The organism is Clostridioides sp. ES-W-0016-02 (genome assembly GCF_020641035.1).
In the GTDB taxonomy this organism is placed as follows: Bacteria; Bacillota; Clostridia; order Peptostreptococcales; family Peptostreptococcaceae; genus Clostridioides.
In genome coordinates this window covers 188,542-206,124 of the sequence record NZ_CP061362.1, presented here as the reverse complement: position 1 = coordinate 206,124, position 17,583 = coordinate 188,542, and the positions used below count along the sequence as shown (strand labels likewise).

The 17,583-nt window shown below is 25.5% G+C and carries 19 protein-coding genes and 1 pseudogene; 13 read left to right on the top strand and 7 right to left on the bottom strand.

Annotated features, from left to right (window positions below; genetic code table 11):
- Positions 1-7: 7 nt before the first annotated feature.
- From IC758_RS20475 to IC758_RS20425, 11 genes are all read left to right on the top strand, one after another.
- The gene (locus tag IC758_RS20475) at positions 8-268 is read left to right on the top strand and encodes a hypothetical protein (RefSeq protein WP_227825222.1); all 261 of its coding nucleotides are present in this window, start codon (positions 8-10) and stop codon (positions 266-268) included.
- A 123-nt stretch (positions 269-391) separates the two neighbouring features.
- A complete protein-coding gene (locus tag IC758_RS20470) occupies positions 392-988 on the top strand; it encodes a hypothetical protein (protein WP_227825221.1) in 597 nt (198 codons plus the stop codon).
- 151 nt (positions 989-1,139) lie between these two features.
- A complete protein-coding gene (gene clpX, locus IC758_RS20465; RefSeq protein ID WP_227825220.1) occupies positions 1,140-2,273 on the top strand; it encodes an ATP-dependent Clp protease ATP-binding subunit ClpX in 1,134 nt (377 codons plus the stop codon).
- Between the two features lie 323 nt (positions 2,274-2,596).
- Positions 2,597-2,812 (top strand): hypothetical protein, encoded by a 216-nt coding sequence (locus IC758_RS20460; RefSeq protein WP_227825219.1) that lies wholly within the window; start codon positions 2,597-2,599, stop codon positions 2,810-2,812.
- Positions 2,813-2,830: 18 nt separating this feature from the next.
- Positions 2,831-3,025, top strand: a complete 195-nt coding sequence (locus tag IC758_RS20455; RefSeq protein ID WP_227825218.1) for a hypothetical protein — start codon at positions 2,831-2,833, stop codon at positions 3,023-3,025.
- 26 nt (positions 3,026-3,051) lie between these two features.
- Positions 3,052-3,315, top strand: a complete 264-nt coding sequence (locus IC758_RS20450; RefSeq protein ID WP_227825217.1) for a hypothetical protein — start codon at positions 3,052-3,054, stop codon at positions 3,313-3,315.
- 21 nt (positions 3,316-3,336) lie between these two features.
- Positions 3,337-4,098, top strand: coding sequence for a hypothetical protein (locus IC758_RS20445; RefSeq protein WP_227861004.1), 762 nt, complete (start codon positions 3,337-3,339; stop codon positions 4,096-4,098).
- A 68-nt stretch (positions 4,099-4,166) separates the two neighbouring features.
- Positions 4,167-4,829: a hypothetical protein gene (locus tag IC758_RS20440; protein WP_227825215.1), complete on the top strand. Its 663-nt coding sequence runs from the start codon at positions 4,167-4,169 to the stop codon at positions 4,827-4,829.
- Between the two features lie 250 nt (positions 4,830-5,079).
- Positions 5,080-5,454, top strand: a complete 375-nt coding sequence (locus tag IC758_RS20435) for a BlaI/MecI/CopY family transcriptional regulator (RefSeq protein WP_227825214.1) — start codon at positions 5,080-5,082, stop codon at positions 5,452-5,454.
- A 149-nt stretch (positions 5,455-5,603) separates the two neighbouring features.
- On the top strand, positions 5,604-5,954 hold the full coding sequence (locus IC758_RS20430) for a helix-turn-helix domain-containing protein (RefSeq protein WP_227825213.1): 351 nt from the start codon (positions 5,604-5,606) through the stop codon (positions 5,952-5,954).
- Positions 5,955-6,083: 129 nt separating this feature from the next.
- Entirely contained in the window at positions 6,084-6,437 is a 354-nt protein-coding gene (locus IC758_RS20425) for a BlaI/MecI/CopY family transcriptional regulator (protein WP_227825212.1), read from the top strand.
- Positions 6,438-6,718: 281 nt separating this feature from the next.
- Here IC758_RS20425 and IC758_RS21095 read toward each other — a convergent pair whose 3' ends face one another.
- From IC758_RS21095 to IC758_RS20405, 5 genes and pseudogenes are all read right to left on the bottom strand, one after another.
- A complete protein-coding gene (locus IC758_RS21095; RefSeq protein ID WP_255613091.1) occupies positions 6,719-6,850 on the bottom strand; it encodes a hypothetical protein in 132 nt (43 codons plus the stop codon).
- 170 nt (positions 6,851-7,020) lie between these two features.
- Positions 7,021-8,460 carry a cell wall-binding repeat-containing protein gene (locus IC758_RS20420; RefSeq protein ID WP_227825211.1) on the bottom strand — a complete coding sequence of 480 codons (1,440 nt, stop codon included), beginning with the start codon at positions 8,458-8,460 and terminating at the stop codon, positions 7,021-7,023.
- A 96-nt stretch (positions 8,461-8,556) separates the two neighbouring features.
- The gene (locus IC758_RS20415) at positions 8,557-9,420 is read right to left on the bottom strand and encodes a hypothetical protein (RefSeq protein WP_227825210.1); all 864 of its coding nucleotides are present in this window, start codon (positions 9,418-9,420) and stop codon (positions 8,557-8,559) included.
- A 42-nt stretch (positions 9,421-9,462) separates the two neighbouring features.
- Positions 9,463-9,564 (bottom strand): annotated as a pseudogene (locus IC758_RS21295) (RNase H1/viroplasmin domain-containing protein); the annotation flags it as partial.
- Between the two features lie 53 nt (positions 9,565-9,617).
- On the bottom strand, positions 9,618-13,952 hold the full coding sequence (locus tag IC758_RS20405) for a cell wall-binding repeat-containing protein (RefSeq protein ID WP_227825209.1): 4,335 nt from the start codon (positions 13,950-13,952) through the stop codon (positions 9,618-9,620).
- A gap of 509 nt (positions 13,953-14,461) precedes the next feature.
- Here IC758_RS20405 and IC758_RS20400 point away from each other — a divergent pair.
- Entirely contained in the window at positions 14,462-14,851 is a 390-nt protein-coding gene (locus IC758_RS20400) for a hypothetical protein (protein WP_227825208.1), read from the top strand.
- Between the two features lie 29 nt (positions 14,852-14,880).
- Complete coding sequence (locus tag IC758_RS20395) at positions 14,881-15,690, top strand: tyrosine-type recombinase/integrase (protein WP_227825207.1); 810 nt, start codon at positions 14,881-14,883, stop codon at positions 15,688-15,690.
- Between the two features lie 31 nt (positions 15,691-15,721).
- Here the strand turns inward: IC758_RS20395 and IC758_RS20390 are convergent, their stop codons facing one another.
- Positions 15,722-16,255, bottom strand: a complete 534-nt coding sequence (locus IC758_RS20390; protein ID WP_227825206.1) for a hypothetical protein — start codon at positions 16,253-16,255, stop codon at positions 15,722-15,724.
- A gap of 14 nt (positions 16,256-16,269) precedes the next feature.
- Positions 16,270-17,541 carry a hypothetical protein gene (locus IC758_RS20385; RefSeq protein ID WP_227825205.1) on the bottom strand — a complete coding sequence of 424 codons (1,272 nt, stop codon included), beginning with the start codon at positions 17,539-17,541 and terminating at the stop codon, positions 16,270-16,272.
- Between the last annotated feature and the right edge of the window lie 42 nt (positions 17,542-17,583).

Here is a 17,583-nt window from a genome sequence, read left to right as displayed (position 1 = left end):
AAATAATATGAAAATAATGAATAAAACTAAGAAAGAAATAAACTGTGGAAATTATTATAACACAAAAGAAGCTTTAGAATTATTGGAAATAGGTTATAATTCTCTTAATAAATTAATGGAGGAAAATTTAGTTGATGTTTATGCAATTACCTTAAACAAGAATGATAGATATGCATATTATTTTCATGAAGAGGATTTATATACAGTTAAGTTTATGCTAATAATGGATGGTTTTTATAAAAAAAGTAGATTAAGAAAAGCCATTTAAAAATTTTATTTTTATAATTAATACAAAAACACTTTATTATATATATAACAAGGTGTTTTTGTTGTTTATATAAAATATTTATGCTAAAATTTAATTATAAATATTTAAAAAGGAGTTATATGAATGGAATTTATTTTGCTAAATTTAATACCTCTGCAATCCCTTTTTATAATTAGGGCAATAAGCAGTTTTGGAATAGGAGTATTAAATGTATTATATGGTTTTTTAATAAGCATATTTTCAGGAGATTTTAGTGTTATTTTTATTATGTTTCTTTTATATCTTTTAGTATCATTTTCGATTTTTCAATTAAGTAAAAAAGCAGATTTAAAATATGCTTGGTTAAGTTTTGTCCCAATATTACAATCAGTTAATTTTTATAAATTAGGAGGTCTCAGTATCCCATACATGATAGTAGTTAGTTGTTTAAGTATAATCCCCTCTATTGGAACATTCATAAATTTATATATGACTGCTTATATTTTAATAAAAATAAGTAAAACCATAATAAAAAGAGATGGGGAGCCTCTTTTAAAACATAATGATGCTGTTGTTATAGAAGTTTGTGTCTCTGTATTATTAATAATTTTTACACTATTAAACTTATTTTTAATTGGTAAAGCAATTATACTTTTGGAATATACACTTCAATTTTTATCTTTTTATTTTATAGTATATATTTCTGTAATTGCATTTTCCAAGAATCTTAAAATAGAATAAATATTTTTTATAATCAATATTTTTATGAAAATATTGATTATAATTATTTAAATTAATCACTATAATTAATTATTAAATAACAAATGGTTATATAAAGATATATTAATTAAACAGGAAAAATTTAAGATAAGTAAATATAGGAGGGGACGGTATGAAAAAAATGTGCAATTGGTGTGGAAATAGAAAAGATGAAAATGAAATGGAAGAAACAAAATCAGGTGATTTTATTTGTTTGAGTTGTAAAGAGAAAACAGAGAAAAAAGAAGATGTAATAGAAAATTTAAGAAAAAATATAAAAAAACCAATAGACATTATAGAGTATATGAATAAATTTATTATTGGCCAAGATAAGGCTAAGAAAATGATAGCAACAACAATTTATAATCATTACTTAAGTATTATAAATAATGTTAATGTTGAAAAGAACAATATATTACTAACAGGAGCTTCTGGTACAGGGAAAACTTTAATTGCTAAAACATTAGCTAATTTTTTGGATGTCCCATTTGTTGTAGCTGACGCAAACACATTAACAGAAGCTGGGTACATAGGTAAGGATGTAGAAAGTATAATAGCTTCTTTATACAATAAATCTAATAAAAATCTAAATAAAACAAAATATGGAATTGTATTTTTAGATGAAATTGATAAATTGGCAAAAAACAATATTACATATAAAAATCAAGTTGGAAAAGAGGGTGTCCAGCAAGCTCTTTTAAAGTTAATAGAAGGAACAATTTGTAAAATCCAAGACAATGTAACTAAAAATTATGTAGAGATAGATACAACTAATATCTTATTCATATGTGGAGGGGCATTTGTTGGGATAGAAGATATTATAAAAGAAAGACTACATAAAAAAACAATTGGATTTAAATCAAATTTAAATGAAATTTCTTTAGCTAAAGATGAAGTTAGAAAAAATATAAATATAGATGATTTATATAACTTTGGTATGATACCTGAATTCTTAGGAAGATTCCCAGTAATATGTAACTTGGAAACCCTTGATCTTGAAAAAGTAAAATTAATACTAAAATCAGACCAAGGCTTAATAGGAGATTACAATAAATTATTTAAACTTCAAAACAAAGAGCTGGAATTTACAGAAGACGCTCTAAGCTTAATAGCCAATTTGGCCATTGAAGAAAATGTACTTATGTTAGGAGCAAGAGGTCTAAAGACTTTTTTAAGTCCTTTCATGACAGAACTTATGTTTTATGCATCAAGTGACAATGAGTCAAAGTATTTAATAACTGAAGAAAAAGTTAAAAACTTTTTTTAAGGAAATATTTTTTATATGAAAGGAATTTACTCATAAAGGGATAGGAATATCTTTTTATGAGTAAAAAAATATGTATATGAGATATGGGAGAGATAAGAATATTATTGTTTTAAATATAATTACTGTAGTAATAAGTACTATTATTTTTGCTTTTGTAATAATGACAATTTTTACTTTATTCTTATATTTATTATTACTATTATCTCATCTAAAATTTATAAATATAATTATATATTTATTTGATTTTATATCAATTTTATTTGTGGTAGTAATTAATATTTTTATTATATATAGCTTTTTAAATAATAAAGGAGGGGGAAAAAATGAATAAGATTCAAAAAGAAAAAGTTAATAAATATAAAAGCATACTTAAAAGATTAGATAATGCAGAAATATATTATAATCAATTGGATGATTCTAAATTTAAAGATGTTGAAAATAGTAAAGCTTATATAGCACTATGTAAGCTAATAAGAGAAGCTGGAGAGCTTTATATAGAACTTAGTAATGAAAATATATCTGTCCCTCGTTGGAACTGATTATAGAGGTGAAATAAAATGGATGAAAATAAACTCAATATTTTGATGAAAAATATGAAAGAGGATAAATTTTATAGTTTAAAAGAAAAATGTAATGATAAGAAAGAACGCAAAGATATATTTGGTAAAACAAAAGAAGTTTGTGCTATATATGGTGCTAAATCTAAGAAAAAATGTAGTATAAAAAACTGCAAACTTTTTCAAGAATGGTAAAGTATTAATTTATTGGGGGATGAAATATGAATGATTTAAACAATTTTTTAAGGGATTATAAGATTTATGAAGAGGCGAAAATTAAGTTAGAAAAAATTAAATATGAATTAATACAAGTTTGTGTTAATTTGGATTATAACGAGGTCGTTGAGAGGGTAAATAAACTCAATTATAATGATGCTTTAACTATCTTTGTTCTACTTAGAGAATATGGAGCTGAAGAAAAGTTGTTAAAAAAAATATTTGATATACTTTATTTAAAAAAATCTGCTATAGATATATATTTTTAGGTGTACAGGGGGTGATTTTAAATGGAATTAGATATGTGTAATGAATGTTTATTATATAAAGAATTAAATGAGTATGGAAGATGTAGTATATGTGAAGAAAAGCATTGTATATTAAATGATCTTAGGAATAAAATAGAAAACTTAAAAAAACAAATTGAAATGATAGAAAACTTAAAAATAAAGCCAGTTACAGAAGAAAAGTGGCATGAATTATGCCAAACTCTTTTTAGAGATAAAAATATCTCTTTAAACATAGCTGAAGCTACATTTCCACATGGAGAAAATTTTAAATTAGACTTAAATAAAATATCATTTGAAATGCAAGGATTTAATATTTATGTACCAACATCTAACTTAAAAGGTATTGAAATTGATATGAGCTGGTATAATCAATCTTTATTACAAGATTTTAAACCTGAAAATAGATATAAGAAAATGAGAAAATATTTTAAATTACTTGATGAGGGTAATTATAAATGGTATGAATTAGCCGAGTGTGCATGTACTACTAATTTTAATAAAGCACAATTATTTAAATGGTGGTTTTTGCAAGGGGCATGGCATAAGGTTAACAGAAATGAATGGGAAGAGAAGTTTAAACTTGAAGATAAACAAAATAAAGATAATTATTTAAAACATAAAAAAAATCAAGAAGACATAAAAGAGAGAATAAAAAAATTCCATGAGGTTGTTGATATGCTTAAAGAATGGGGGGAAGTAGAAGGATACATCCCTCAAAATGGAATATATTCAACTGTCAATATAGAAAACTTTCTAAGATAATACTGTAAAAATTACAGTTCAAGTTTAAAAATAAAGGATATAAGTAGGCATTTAGTCGGGAGGATACTATGAAAATAAAAGATTATATGAAGTTAGATAATGAATATAAAGAAAAAAAGAATGAATTAAATAGAACTTATGAGTTGTTAAGAAATATGGAGGAACAATTGGACCTAAAAGATTTAAATAGTTATGATTATAAAGAAATTAAAAACATTTATAATTCAATTAAAAATAAAAATGTATTAAATAAGGTTAAAGAAATTATGCAAATAAAAAAGAGTATTGAGTATCCTCAAATAAACGATGTACATTATTTTTCTGAGATAAAAGATATAGATTTTTTATCTCAAGAAGAGAAAGTTGAATTAGATAGATTTATTGCTAAACATGCTACTTTCAGAGACTTTTCTTTTAATGTTGGTAAAAAGACAATAGATTTTTTAATTTCTAATAAAATAATTGAAATAGTGTACTGTTTAAATTGTTACTGTGGAGAATGTCAGGAACTACAATTAACTCAAGATGAACTTGATCTTTATAAAGAATATTGGCTAAATAAAGATACTACAGAGGAAGAGGATGAAAAAATGAATTATGGGATACTAACAATTGGTTGTTGGGAATATCCAGATATAGAAATATGTTCATTAGAAAAATTTAATGAATGTATAAGTTCTATATACTATAAAAGAATAAAAAAACCAGATAGAACATTAGATAATATTTAAGATAAGTATGTTTTAATCAAATAAAACATGGTATAATATAGTAGTAAAAAATTATCCATGCAATTGTCATAAATTTTTTGGTCGAGATTTATGACTTAAAAAACTACTCTTTATAGGGTAGTTTTTTATTTGTGTATAAAAAATAAATACATAAATCCAAATGGTAATAATTGGATTTGATAATGTAAAATTATTACTGTAATCTTTAATTAAGTAATCTTTAATTATATTAAAAATTGGAGTGAGGGTTATGTATTTAAAAAAACTATCAAAATCAGAGTTAAAAGTAATGAGATTTATTTGGCATTCAAGTGAAAAAGTAAGATCTGATGAAATTATTTTGTACATGAAAGATAAATATGACTGGCCAGAAAAAACAACATTAAAAACTTTGTCAAAACTATCAAATAAAAATTTCCTATACGCCCAAGAAACAAATAAACATATTTATTATACAATTACAGTTAAAAAAGAGAAATATTTTGAAGCTATTTCAAAAAGAATACATAATTTAAAAAGTTGTAGTTTTGTAAAATACCTCTTAGTATCTTTATGCGAAGAGGAGCTGACAGATAAAAAACTGAACTCACTTGAAAAATGGGTTCAAGATTGGGAAGACGATTAGAAATATGGATTAATCACCAAATAATTTATTTCATGTTTATAACATATAATAAATGTATTCCTATTGTATATACGTATATTTTTGACATCTATAACATATTATTAAGATAAATAAGACAATATATACTAATATAATAAGGAATGATGAAAATGTTAGATGACCAGATATATGTTATAATTGGAAAAAGAATAAGAAATTATAGGAAAAGAGCAGGATATAGTCAAGAAGCATTAGCTAAAAAAGCAGGATTATTCTATGCCTACCTTGGACAAATTGAAAGAGGAGAAAGTAAAGCTTCCCTTCGTTCAATTTTTAAAATTGCTACTGCATTAGAGATGCCCTTAGAAATACTATTTGAAAATATTATAAAAAATGAAACTGATACTGAGACTTTATCAGCAGAGGCATATGATTTAATTGATGGTCTAACAATAAAGGAACAAAAAGCAGTAATTAAACTTTTAAAAGAAATAATTGAATATCGAAAACTTATAGAATAAAAATAAAGATGCTCTTAATTTTAGGGCATCTTTATTTTATTCTGTGTTAATATATACTTATAACATATATTTTATAATTTTAAAGTATATAAATGTTAGTAAACTATATTCTATGAAAGGAATGTTTATATGTTTATAAAAAAAATACCAAAAGCAGAATTTAGAGTAATGAAATTTATTTGGGAAAAAAATGATATAGTCACATCAAAAGAAATAATTGAAGAAATGGAACAAAAATTTAAATGGAAACCGACAACAACATTAACAATTTTATCAAGATTAGTAAAAAAGCACTTTTTAAAAGCAGAAAGAATTAGCAGATTAACATACTATGAGGTTATTGTGAATAAAGAAGCTTATTTAAAATATGCAACAAGGGAGTTTTTAAGCCAAATACATGACGGTTCATTGCAAAGTTTAAGTGATTCTTTAGAAGAAATTTTTAATGTTCAAATTAATGATCCTGAGATTAAATCCAAATAACAATAGTAATTTGATACAAAGCACATTTCAAATTGTGTTTTTGTATTTTATTTCCAACTAATCCTTAAACATACATTTAAAGAATAGTTAAGATATAGAACAATATGTAACTTAAAAAGCTATACTCTATTCACATATTTACTTCTATAAAAAATAAACATAATTTTAATAAATAAGGTTCATGTTTTTGTTTAAAATTCTATTATATATGGTATAATAATAGCAAGGAAACATATTTTACTCAATCAAACTTCAAGTGATGTTTCCAAAATTAAATAAGTTTATTTGGAACTTTTACGGAACTTAATATTAAGTTCCCAGCCACTCTTAGTAGGATTCGAGTGGCTTTTTAATTTGTCATATATCCAGCAAGATATTAAACCTGCCATAATATTCATCATTAGATTTATCATAAATTTCACCTCCCCTCATATGAGAATGAAGGTTAATTTTTATGGAAACGCCACTCTTTAATTTTTCAAATAAGTATTCCTTGCTATAACTATTATATCATAGATGTCCCACATATGATATTTTAATATATCGTAAAAAAACGACCTATTTTATTCTTAGTTTAGATTAATTATTTACTCTTTGTAACTTCTTTTTCTATAAAATAATAAGTATCAGGAATATTATTTTTTATTTTTATATTCTCTTCAGGCAGATAATAATTCATGAGCGATTCTGCAAAATACTCTATGCTATTTCCAGTAACGTAATCAATTTGGTACATATTTTTAGCTTCATTTTTACAGATATTTTTAAATTTATCGGATTTAGAGATATCTCCAAGCATAGAATCTATTAGATGAGCTGTTTCATGTAATATAACACTTTTACTGCTTGACATATTTGCTTTCCCTAATACGGCTACTGCAACCTTATTGCTTGAAAGACCTGCAAGTTGTTCATATGTAGTGTTTTTATATGTAGGTACTTTCTTCCCTTTTAAAGATTTAAATTCTTCTATGTCTGTAACATTCATATCAGTTATAATTATTTTTTTATTATTAACTTTTAATGAGGTAAGTAATTTGATATCTATAGATAAAATCTCCTTAACCATGTTATTTAGCTCGTTTTGATCAATCTCTTTTTTATTGGATAATCTAACATCAACAAGATCACTTATTAGTTTAACTTTAGAACTATTTATATTAGATAATTCTCCAAGTAATATTGGCTTTGTAGAGCCTCCATATAAAAGCTCTGGAGATTTATTATTTATTAATTTAACAGGATTACCTCCTGGTATTGTTGCTCCTAATAAAGCATTTAAATACTTATCTCCATCACATAAATATATCTTATCTGGATTTACATTATAAAAACTATTTATTATTTTATTATTTGTGCTAAATCTATCTTCTCCACTTATTCTTATAGATTCATCTTTATCAAAAGATTTATCCATTATAGTATATCCACCTATTACATAAACTTTTTTACCACTTATATTATATTTAGTGTCCATCCCATTTGTTAATATTATGGGAGCTCCATCTCTATAAGCTACAGGAGATATACTTATAACATCTGCTTCTCCTTTTAAACCATTAGCTAAAAATATCTTATTTATATCTTTATGTTTTGAAATTTCATTAGCAACTTTATAACTTGTATCAAATCTATCTTTCCCACTTAATCTTATTACTTCTATATTCTGTTTTTTTATAACTTTTTCTGTTTCTAAGTTTACTGAACTATATCCACCTAACAAATATACTTTTTTTGCATTTATTAAAGCATCTTTAGTTTCTTTTGGTAAAAAATCTTTATTTGTAAATAATATAGATGCCTCAGTACTCCCTGCTAAAGCACTTGCACTTAAACCATCACTTAATTTTTCTTTATTAAATAAGATAAAAGTTGTGCTATGTTTTTGTTTTGATATTAAGTAAGACATATCATAACTATTTTTATAATTAAAAACTTCAATTCTTGGCAAAGCTTCTGGTTCTAACACATTAAAGAGAAAAATTACAGAAAATATTAATATAAATAACCTTGGCTTACACACAAATCCACTTCCTTTATAATGATTTTGAACATTATAAATAGCTATACATGAATAAATTCAAATTTTATGTATAGCTATTTATCTAAGGATATAAAATTATTTACATGCATCTAACTCAGATTTAATTTTATGCTTAAATCTATCATTTTTAAAATCATCATAATAAATGTACAGCAATTTATATCCCTTCTTCTCTGCATATTCCTTTTTATAACTATCTTTTTGTTGTTGATACTTAAAATTTTCAATAGATCCATGAAAATATTCTATATACTTTAAGTGTTGTTCTCCTTGTATTTCAATTAATAATTTTGAACCAACTATCTCTACATCATATGGAAGTTGCCTTCCTGTTATAGGGTTTATACATCTTAAAGTATTACGTTGAGTTTTTATCTTTGTAAAACTTTTCAAATAATCTTCAACAAGTAGTTCTCCACTTGATTTTGAATTTTTACAATTATGACTTTTATTTAATTTAAAATCTCTATATGTTTGTACTTGCTCTTCTCCACACTTTAAACAAACATAATGTATATTAGGATTTAGCTTATCTCCACTTAGAGTTAGCAATTTTTTCGATGGATAATTATCTAAAAGTGTCTTTATATATAATGGTATTTCACCTTCCCATTTCATATATTTAGACTCTAAATATTCTGTACTCCTATGGTACTCTCTTACTGCTCTTTTGACCTTCAATCTTTCATTTCTTGAAGGAAGTTTCCTCCAAAGATTTTTATTTTCTTCTATAAAGCTAAATACATCCTCTGGTGAATATCTTTCTTTTATAAATAAAACTTTATTTATAGATATCTTACTATAATTTCCATTTGGATCCATAATATCTTTTAATTCTTTTAGTTTTTTTAAACAAGTTGGGCAAGATTGAGTCCTCCCGAAATAAGGTCTCTCGCAAATAGTACATATTTTAGTCTGTTTTTTATTGCTATTCTCCATACTGCTTTTAACATTAATTTTTTTTCCAATAAAATTTTGAGCTTCTTCAAGTGTATTAAAAGATTTAAATAAAGAACCTGAATATTTATTTACTTGCTTTAAACAATCTTTCCAAGTTGAATATATACCAGGTTTACGTCCCAGTCTCTTAAGTATATAAATAATTTATTATTACTATAAGTAAGCATTATTTGTTTTTATCTTTTTGAAATAATTATATCTTCTATCTCGCTAAAAGAGGATTCATTCCCACTCCCACCTACTTTAACAACTTGTTCAAAATGTTTATTGTTAAATAAATCAATCTGTTTTTCATCTAAAGTGTTGCCGACTAACATTACTGGAGATTTAGTCTTTGCTCCTAAAACACTAACTGCTAATGCATCAACTAAATTTTCTTCATTATCAGATCCATTTTTTACTATATATATACCATTTAACATATCATCTTTGTAAAAGAAATTTATTACTTCTGAGTTTGTATCATTTCTATTTTCACCAGCTAACCTTATAGAATTTGGTATTTCTGAGATTAATTTATCTGATATAGTACTACCTCCACCAACAAAATATGCTTTATTTGATTTTTCAACTACATCTATTCCTATAGGAATAGATTCTCCATTTGAAAGTATTATTGGAGATTTACTTTGAGAAGCTATAGCTCCAACACTTACAGCATCAGCAAGTCCGTTTTCTCCATTAACAACAAACACATCTTTACTAATACTATTCCCTTTTACTTGTTTTGCTATCTTTAAGCTGGTTTCAAATCTATCCACCCCAGCTATTCTCTCTATTTCAATATTCATGCTTGTTAGTTGCTCTTCCACACTTTTATCTATTACATTTTCACCACCAATTAAATATACTTTTTCAACTCCCAATCTCTTAATCTCATTTTTAGTATCTTCAGATATAAATTCTTTATCTGTCAATAATATAGGAGATTTTTTAGATGAAGCTAATGGACTTGATGTCATGGCATCTACAATAGAATTAGAATTTACAAGAACCAAGTAATATGAAGAATCCCAACCTTTTTGGCTTATCTTAATAGCTGTTTCAAATCTATCCTCTCCTGATAAATCGTCCATTTTAGTCTCATGGCCATTAGATTGTGGGGCTTCTCTATTATAAGGACCAAAAGTTTTCTTAGTTAAATTACCATCATTATCTTTCACCTCTATATGGATATAGTTTTTACCATAGCTACTTATTTTAATTAAATCATTTGTTTTGTTAATCCATTCCGACCACTTTGGCCCAATTTCTTTTTCATTACTTGAAATTTGATATCTATAACTATCAAAACCACTACCACCTAAATCACTAAAGCTTAAATTTACATCTATTTCACTTCTTGTCCAGTCTTTATTTTCTATATCAGCTTTTATCTCAGGGGCAATATTATCTGTTCGATTGTATGGACCAAACATTTTTTGAGTTATATTGTTGTCATTATCTTTTGCTTCTATATAAATATAATTAACTCCATAGCTTTCTATTTTAATTACATCATTATCTTTAGAAATCCACTCTGACCAAACTTTATCTTCTTTAACATTAGTTACTATTTTATATCTATAGCTATTAAAGCCACTTCCTTCATCATCAGAGAATTTAAATTTAACATTGATTGAAGTAGGACTTCCTGCGTCATTTTCCAAATCTGATTCTATTTTAGGTGGAGTTATGTCAGTTATATTGTATGAACCAAATGTCTTTTTAGATATATTATTATCATTGTCTTTAGCCTCAACATGAATATAATTATTGCCATATTTACTTATTTCAATAACTCCACTCTCTCCATTTATCCAGTCAGACCAGTTATTACTGTCTACATCTGTATTTTGAGACATTTGGTATCTATAGCTATTAAATCTACTACCTCCTAAATCACTAAAACTTAAATTCACTTTTATAACATCAGGAGTTCCACTATGATTTTTTATATCAGCTTCTATCTCTGGAGCAGTTTCATCAGTTATTTTGTAAGGCCCAAAAGTCTTCTTAGATGTATTCCCATCATTGTCTTTAGCTTCTACATGGATATAGTTTACTCCATAAGTATTAATACTCACCTTAGCAATATTTCTATTTATCCAGTCAGACCATTTAGTGTTGTCTATATCTGTACTTTGAGATACTTGATATCTATAACTATTGAATCCACTTCCCCCTAAATCTGTAAAGTTTAAATTTACAGCTATTTCATCAGGTGTCCCTTGATGAGATTCTATATCTGCATTTATATTTGGTGCTGTTATATCAGTTTTAGTATATCGACCAAACGTTCTCTTCGCTATATTACCATCATTATCTTTGGCTTCTACATAAAGATAATTGTCTCCATACTTATCTATTTTTATAGAAGCTTTCGATTCCTGTTTCCAATCAGACCAATTTTCCTCAGATGTTTTATTATTAGAGATTTTATACCTATAGCTATTAAATCCACTTCCTCCTAAATCTGTAAAACTCAAGTTCACGTCTATTTCATCAGGTGTCCCTTGATGGTTTACAATATCAGCAAATATATCAGGAGCATTAGTATCAGCCACAACATTTATAGCTCTCTTAAATACTGGAGACCATACATTCTGAGAATTTTTTACCTTTAAGGAATATATATACGTACCAACTCCATAGCTACCTAAATTCTTATTTGGAACACTACTTTTATATATAGATGTTCCTTTACTATTAAAGATTTCCCATTCATATTGAGAAATTGAACGTGCATATGGATCATATGAGGTGTCTACTACATCTAAAGTTTCATATTTAGTTATTGTTTTAGGAGAATTAAATGAAGCTATTGGCTTAACTGCTTCATTGCTGGTTGTTATATACTTAACATCAGGGGTACTCCATACATCTTGATAATCTTTAACTCTCAATTGTACAATATAGTCTGTGTTTTGATTTATAGTAGCTGGTCTACCATTTATCCAACTACTACCTGTAGTTGTTTTATATTTCCACTCTTTTTCTTTAACCCCTCTGTCCGACTTTGTTATGCCATCTTCATCATAGGAAGCTTCTGTATAATTAATGTTATATCCAGACCCATTCGAAGATAAACTGAATCCAAAATTAGCTATTGGTTTCCTATGAACATATAAGCTTGCAGGTATAACGTTTTTATCTTCAAATGAAATATCCAATTTACCAGGTTTATCAAGTTTCAAATTAAAATTATTCATGTAAAGTCCAGATATAGATGACTTCCCCATTGAATTATCAAAATAAGTGTAATCGTGGTCTATTTTCCATGCTCCATCAGGGAAATTTTCACTAATTGTATTTGTTTTTAACTCTTCTGGTGTGATAGAATATTTAAATGGTGTATTAATTAGTACATATGGAGAAGGCTTAGTTAATATATTTAGTTGATCTAATATGTATTGAGCAGTTTTATCTATACTACTACTATAATTTGCGTTATTTATAAATATTCCATTGTTATTATTAGATGCTATTAACTTATCAATTTGCCCTTTTGAGTTGGTAGTACCTAAATTTACTAAATATATATCTTCATTTAACATCCTTGAAACAATTTCTCCTAATGCAGTTGAAGAATTAAAATCTGGTCTTTCTTTATCTTCAACATTAACTATAAATTTAACAGAGTTATCTCTCCATTCAGGACCTCTTAAAACCTCATTAAACTCTTTACTTGTTTCTGTTCTCATAACTAAATTACTAAGTCTAAATGTAGAAGTCTCACTACAATTATGAGAATTGTGATCTGCTATTATACCAAATCCCTCTCCAGGTGTAGATGTACTTAATGTATAATCAAGTTTAAGTGTATTATTCTCATAGACCTTAACAGAGTTATCAACTAAAACCATTTTAATATCATGTGTCTGAGTTGACATCTTAGCCACAGAAGATGTGCCTAAACCACTTGGATTTTCATATGCAAAATTCCCATTAGTATTACTAAATGTTGTTTTAGATACTCTTGGAATTTTCTTTATACTCATAGTCCCTGAATCTATAAGCAAAGTATATCCTTCAAAAGTTCCATCTCCATAATCTTTCATTCCAAATAAAAATCCTCCACCCATGAAAGAGTGGTATTTTACTTGACTTTCATTTAATGTAAAAGTGAAAGTTTTTTCTCCTATCTTAGTATTGTTACAAAACCAAAAATCTGAATATCCTTCCTCAGTATATCCATTAAAAATAACATCGTTGTTAGAAACAGATCCTTTACCATGGTCATATTTTTGCCAAGTAAAATTACTTTCAGCAGTAATCTGACTCGACTGTATCGCTTGAACATTAACCTTGTTTATATTAACTCCTTTCGATTTTAAAGAATTCTTTATATCTGATTCAAAAGAACCTAAAGAAGTCCCTGTTTTCCCAGCAACTAAAACTATATCAATATCTGGGTCTTGAGCTACATTTACATTTACATCTCTTTCTAAAGCGTTTATTGGAATATATACATTTGATAATATTAAAATCATATTCAATATTACCAAAAGAGATTTTTTTATATTATTCATGTTATAAAATACCTCCTATTCATAAAAATATACTACATTATATAGAATCAATATATATTTTATAAATTTTTCAAGTATAGAATAGGGCTTATTTTTAATATCGTTATATTCCTTACTATTTTCGCTGATTCCCTCATTTTAAGCCTTAAAATCGTTTTTAAGAGATATTAACCTTAATCTATATAAATACATTGCGAATATTTCCAAGCTATCTCTAAGGCTAAAATAAAGCTTCAAAAAAACAAGAACTCACAACATAGTATAAACTATGTTGTGAGTTCTCAACTAAAGGAAAATTTCGTAAATATAATTTTTCAGAATTTAGGTTTTAATATTATATTATATATTAAATACAAATATTTATAACATATATATATGTTTATTTAAAATAAAACACAAAAAATTTTATATAAACAATAAGTTATTTATAAAAATAGATATCTGTATTTTTTTACAATTTAATATTTTATATAAAATATTAAATTGTAAAAAAATAATTTAAAATATATATGTTTTTTGATATAATTAATAAAATAAGAAATATTATAAAATGGTGGTGTTCAAATATAAGAAAAGATCTTAAGCAATTTTTAGGATTAAAAGTAAATGCAATTGCCAAGTTTGAAAAGTATGGCCTTGTCTACAATGACAGTGCTACAAGATATATTAAGGACAAAAGAAGCTATAGAATATTACTGAAAAATATAATAATCGAACATAAAGGGGAAAAATATTACATAGGGCATCAATGGTTTAAAATAACTAATACCTTTAAGAATTTAGGAATATTAAAAACAGGAGATAAATTAAAATTATATGGAGTTGTTCAAAAATATACTAAAAATAAGGGAAAAGAAGAAGACTATGAAACACATTGTCTTAGGATAGAACGCAGATGAAAATATAATAATGGGGTGTATTTAGAGAGATGAATATTGAGAATGAATTATTTGAATTTGAAAAAAGCATACAAAAATTATCTAAAAACACTAAGTATAACTATACATTAGATATAAAACAGTTTTTAAATATATATAAGAATGAAGATATAGACAAAACATTATTAAAAAGATACAAAAATGAAATAATTGAAGATTACTCGATTAAAACTGTAAACAGAAAAATAAACTCTTTGAATGCTTATCTAAGATTTAAAAATATAGATATACATGTTCCAGTTGCTAAGATTCAAAACCAAACATTCATTGATGATATGCTTACAAATGAGGATGTTCGTTTAATGCTAAATAAATCGATAGAAGTAAATGATTTAAGAGCTAAGGCTATAATGTTAGGTTTATTTTATACTGGAGCAAGAGTTAGCGAACTACTGCAATTTAAAGTAAAATCAATACAAAAAGATGAAATCATGATAAAAGGTAAAGGTAGTAAATATAGAAAAATCCTCATCCCTTCGGTACTTAATAATGTATTTCAAGAATATGTTGATAATGAAAGAGTTGATAATACTCAATTTTTATTTTCTGGTCAAAGAGGAGCTTTATCAAGAAGCGAAGTTTTTAGAATATTAAAGAAGTATGCTTTATTGACCAATATAAATGAAGATTCAGTTTATCCTCATGCTTTTAGGCATTTGTTTACTAAAAATTTAGATAAAAAAGGAGTTAGCTATTCTGCAATAAAACAACTCCTTGGACATTCTCTTTCGACTACAGATATCTATATGCAATTAAGTAAAAGAGAATTATTAGAAGAAATAAATAGCATACAAATATAATAAAGATGGTTATATAACCATCTTTATTATATTATCTTTTAAAACTGGTATATGCTCTTGACATCCCTTTAATATCTTTAAATTTATATTTTTTTTGTAAAGTAATTATTTTTTCCTTATAATTTTCTTTATTAAAATCTGTTTCTAATAATTGTGCATCTATATATTTTTTTATATATTTAGAGGTTCTATTGTTAAAACTAATCATTCTAAGGCCTTTTACAATATTATTCTTACCTTCTACTAATATAAGGTCCATTCTATAACCTTCATTTTCTTTAATTTCTTGCAACTCTTTAACATCTGCCAAATGCACTGTAAAAGGAATATCTGCACTTCCTATGCCTTTTGGATTATCAAATACAAAGAATATTATTTTTTCTAAAAAAGATATATCTATTCTTAAATCACCTGTGTGGAAGTTTAATATTTCTTCTTTATCCAAATCCTTTAATTTAAATATAGCTGTAAATCCAGCTTCTCCAAGAGTAATACCTATCCCACCATGTAGTTCACCTGGAAATTTTTCTCCTACTGCTATTCTTTTCATATCAGAAACTGCCATATATACTCCTCCAATTATTTATATTCTACATTATAAGTATAACTTACTTCATACCATCTTTCATTAACAAATTTGTAGACTCTCTTTCTTATATCATATAGTTTTCCATATCTTACGGCATAATAAGAATCACTTTCAAATTCGAAATGAGGAAAGTCGTAAGTTATCATCGTCCCAGATTTATTAACCTTCTCAATACTTGTTAGAAAATAAATAACTGTACCAAGTTCATCGCAAACTGCTACATAACAACCTTTATTTGCATTTTCTTTAAAAGTACAACCTCTTAAACGAAATACAGAAGGCATCTCCTTTAGTTCAGTAAGAGTTGGTATTTTTGTAACCTTTTTATTGACTATTTCATAGTTAATTTCATTATCATCTAATTTTTTAATATTAACTATAATTGAATGTAACCCATCAAATTCTCCTATTTCTAATTCCTTTATTAATTTTTTAATTTCATCGTAGTTAGTATAATCCTTGTTCTCTAATCTAAAAGTTCCATCCTTTAAATAACTTAGATATATTGTATTTTTTCTTAGTTTCTCAATACTTTTCAATCTTTCAATTTCTATTTGTTCTTTTTTCTCATTTATAGTTTCTTCTAATTTATTTTCTAAAGCACTTGTATTTTCTCCAAGCTCGTTCAATTTTTTAATTGAAGATTTACATAGTTTAATTTTATTATCACTTATTCTTTTATACTCCCTTATACAGTTAAGATTATATTCAAATTTGCCTATATAGTATTGTACTGTTAACTTACTATATTTATCTTCAAGCTCTTGTTTTATATCTTTAGTATTATAGTTAAGTTTCTCTAATTTAATTATATCTGTACTTATATCCTCATATTTCTCTTTTCTATTGTTTTTATTCATATATGATAGTGTCTTATAGATTCTTTCTTTTAAGTACTCTTTTCTATTTTTCTCAATATTAATAATTTCTTTTTCTATTTTACTATTATCAATTTCTTTAATGATTTCTTTTATTTCCTTAAAATATTTATCAGTCATTGTATAATTTTTAATCTTATTAAATTTACTTATAAAAACTTGGTCTTTATCTTTTGAAGTATAAATGTTATTCTTTATTTTCTTAAATTCATCTATGTTGTCAACGCCAGCAAACTTAAATACCTCTTCTTCTATTTCTTTTATTTTTTTAGGAGCCCACTCATTTTTTATAACATCAAAATAGGCATCTGTTTTTCGGTCAACTATCTTAACATAAATACGCTTTTTATTTTCTGTTTCATAGTAATTTATTGATTTTACCACTAATAACACCTTCTTCCTTAATAAAAAAACAATATTTAAATT

Bases quoted from the DNA above. Each gene is read 5' to 3' on its own strand.
- IC758_RS20435 (WP_227825214.1), top strand. From the start codon at position 5,080: ATGTATTTAAAAAAACTATCAAAATCAGAGTTAAAAGTAATGAGATTT.
- IC758_RS20395 (WP_227825207.1), top strand. From the start codon at position 14,881: ATGAATATTGAGAATGAATTATTTGAATTTGAAAAAAGCATACAAAAA.
- IC758_RS20400 (WP_227825208.1), top strand. From the start codon at position 14,462: ATGTTTTTTGATATAATTAATAAAATAAGAAATATTATAAAATGGTGG.
- IC758_RS20445 (WP_227861004.1), top strand. From the start codon at position 3,337: ATGGAATTAGATATGTGTAATGAATGTTTATTATATAAAGAATTAAAT.
- IC758_RS20450 (WP_227825217.1), top strand. From the start codon at position 3,052: ATGAATGATTTAAACAATTTTTTAAGGGATTATAAGATTTATGAAGAG.
- IC758_RS20460 (WP_227825219.1), top strand. From the start codon at position 2,597: ATGAATAAGATTCAAAAAGAAAAAGTTAATAAATATAAAAGCATACTT.
- clpX (WP_227825220.1), top strand. From the start codon at position 1,140: ATGAAAAAAATGTGCAATTGGTGTGGAAATAGAAAAGATGAAAATGAA.
- IC758_RS20430 (WP_227825213.1), top strand. From the start codon at position 5,604: ATGTTAGATGACCAGATATATGTTATAATTGGAAAAAGAATAAGAAAT.
- IC758_RS20425 (WP_227825212.1), top strand. From the start codon at position 6,084: ATGTTTATAAAAAAAATACCAAAAGCAGAATTTAGAGTAATGAAATTT.
- IC758_RS20455 (WP_227825218.1), top strand. From the start codon at position 2,831: ATGGATGAAAATAAACTCAATATTTTGATGAAAAATATGAAAGAGGAT.
- IC758_RS20405 (WP_227825209.1), bottom strand. From the start codon at position 13,952: ATGAATAATATAAAAAAATCTCTTTTGGTAATATTGAATATGATTTTA.
- IC758_RS20440 (WP_227825215.1), top strand. From the start codon at position 4,167: ATGAAAATAAAAGATTATATGAAGTTAGATAATGAATATAAAGAAAAA.
- IC758_RS20415 (WP_227825210.1), bottom strand. From the start codon at position 9,420: ATGGAGAATAGCAATAAAAAACAGACTAAAATATGTACTATTTGCGAG.
- IC758_RS20475 (WP_227825222.1), top strand. From the start codon at position 8: ATGAAAATAATGAATAAAACTAAGAAAGAAATAAACTGTGGAAATTAT.
- IC758_RS20470 (WP_227825221.1), top strand. From the start codon at position 392: ATGGAATTTATTTTGCTAAATTTAATACCTCTGCAATCCCTTTTTATA.
- IC758_RS20390 (WP_227825206.1), bottom strand. From the start codon at position 16,255: ATGGCAGTTTCTGATATGAAAAGAATAGCAGTAGGAGAAAAATTTCCA.
- IC758_RS21095 (WP_255613091.1), bottom strand. From the start codon at position 6,850: ATGATAAATCTAATGATGAATATTATGGCAGGTTTAATATCTTGCTGG.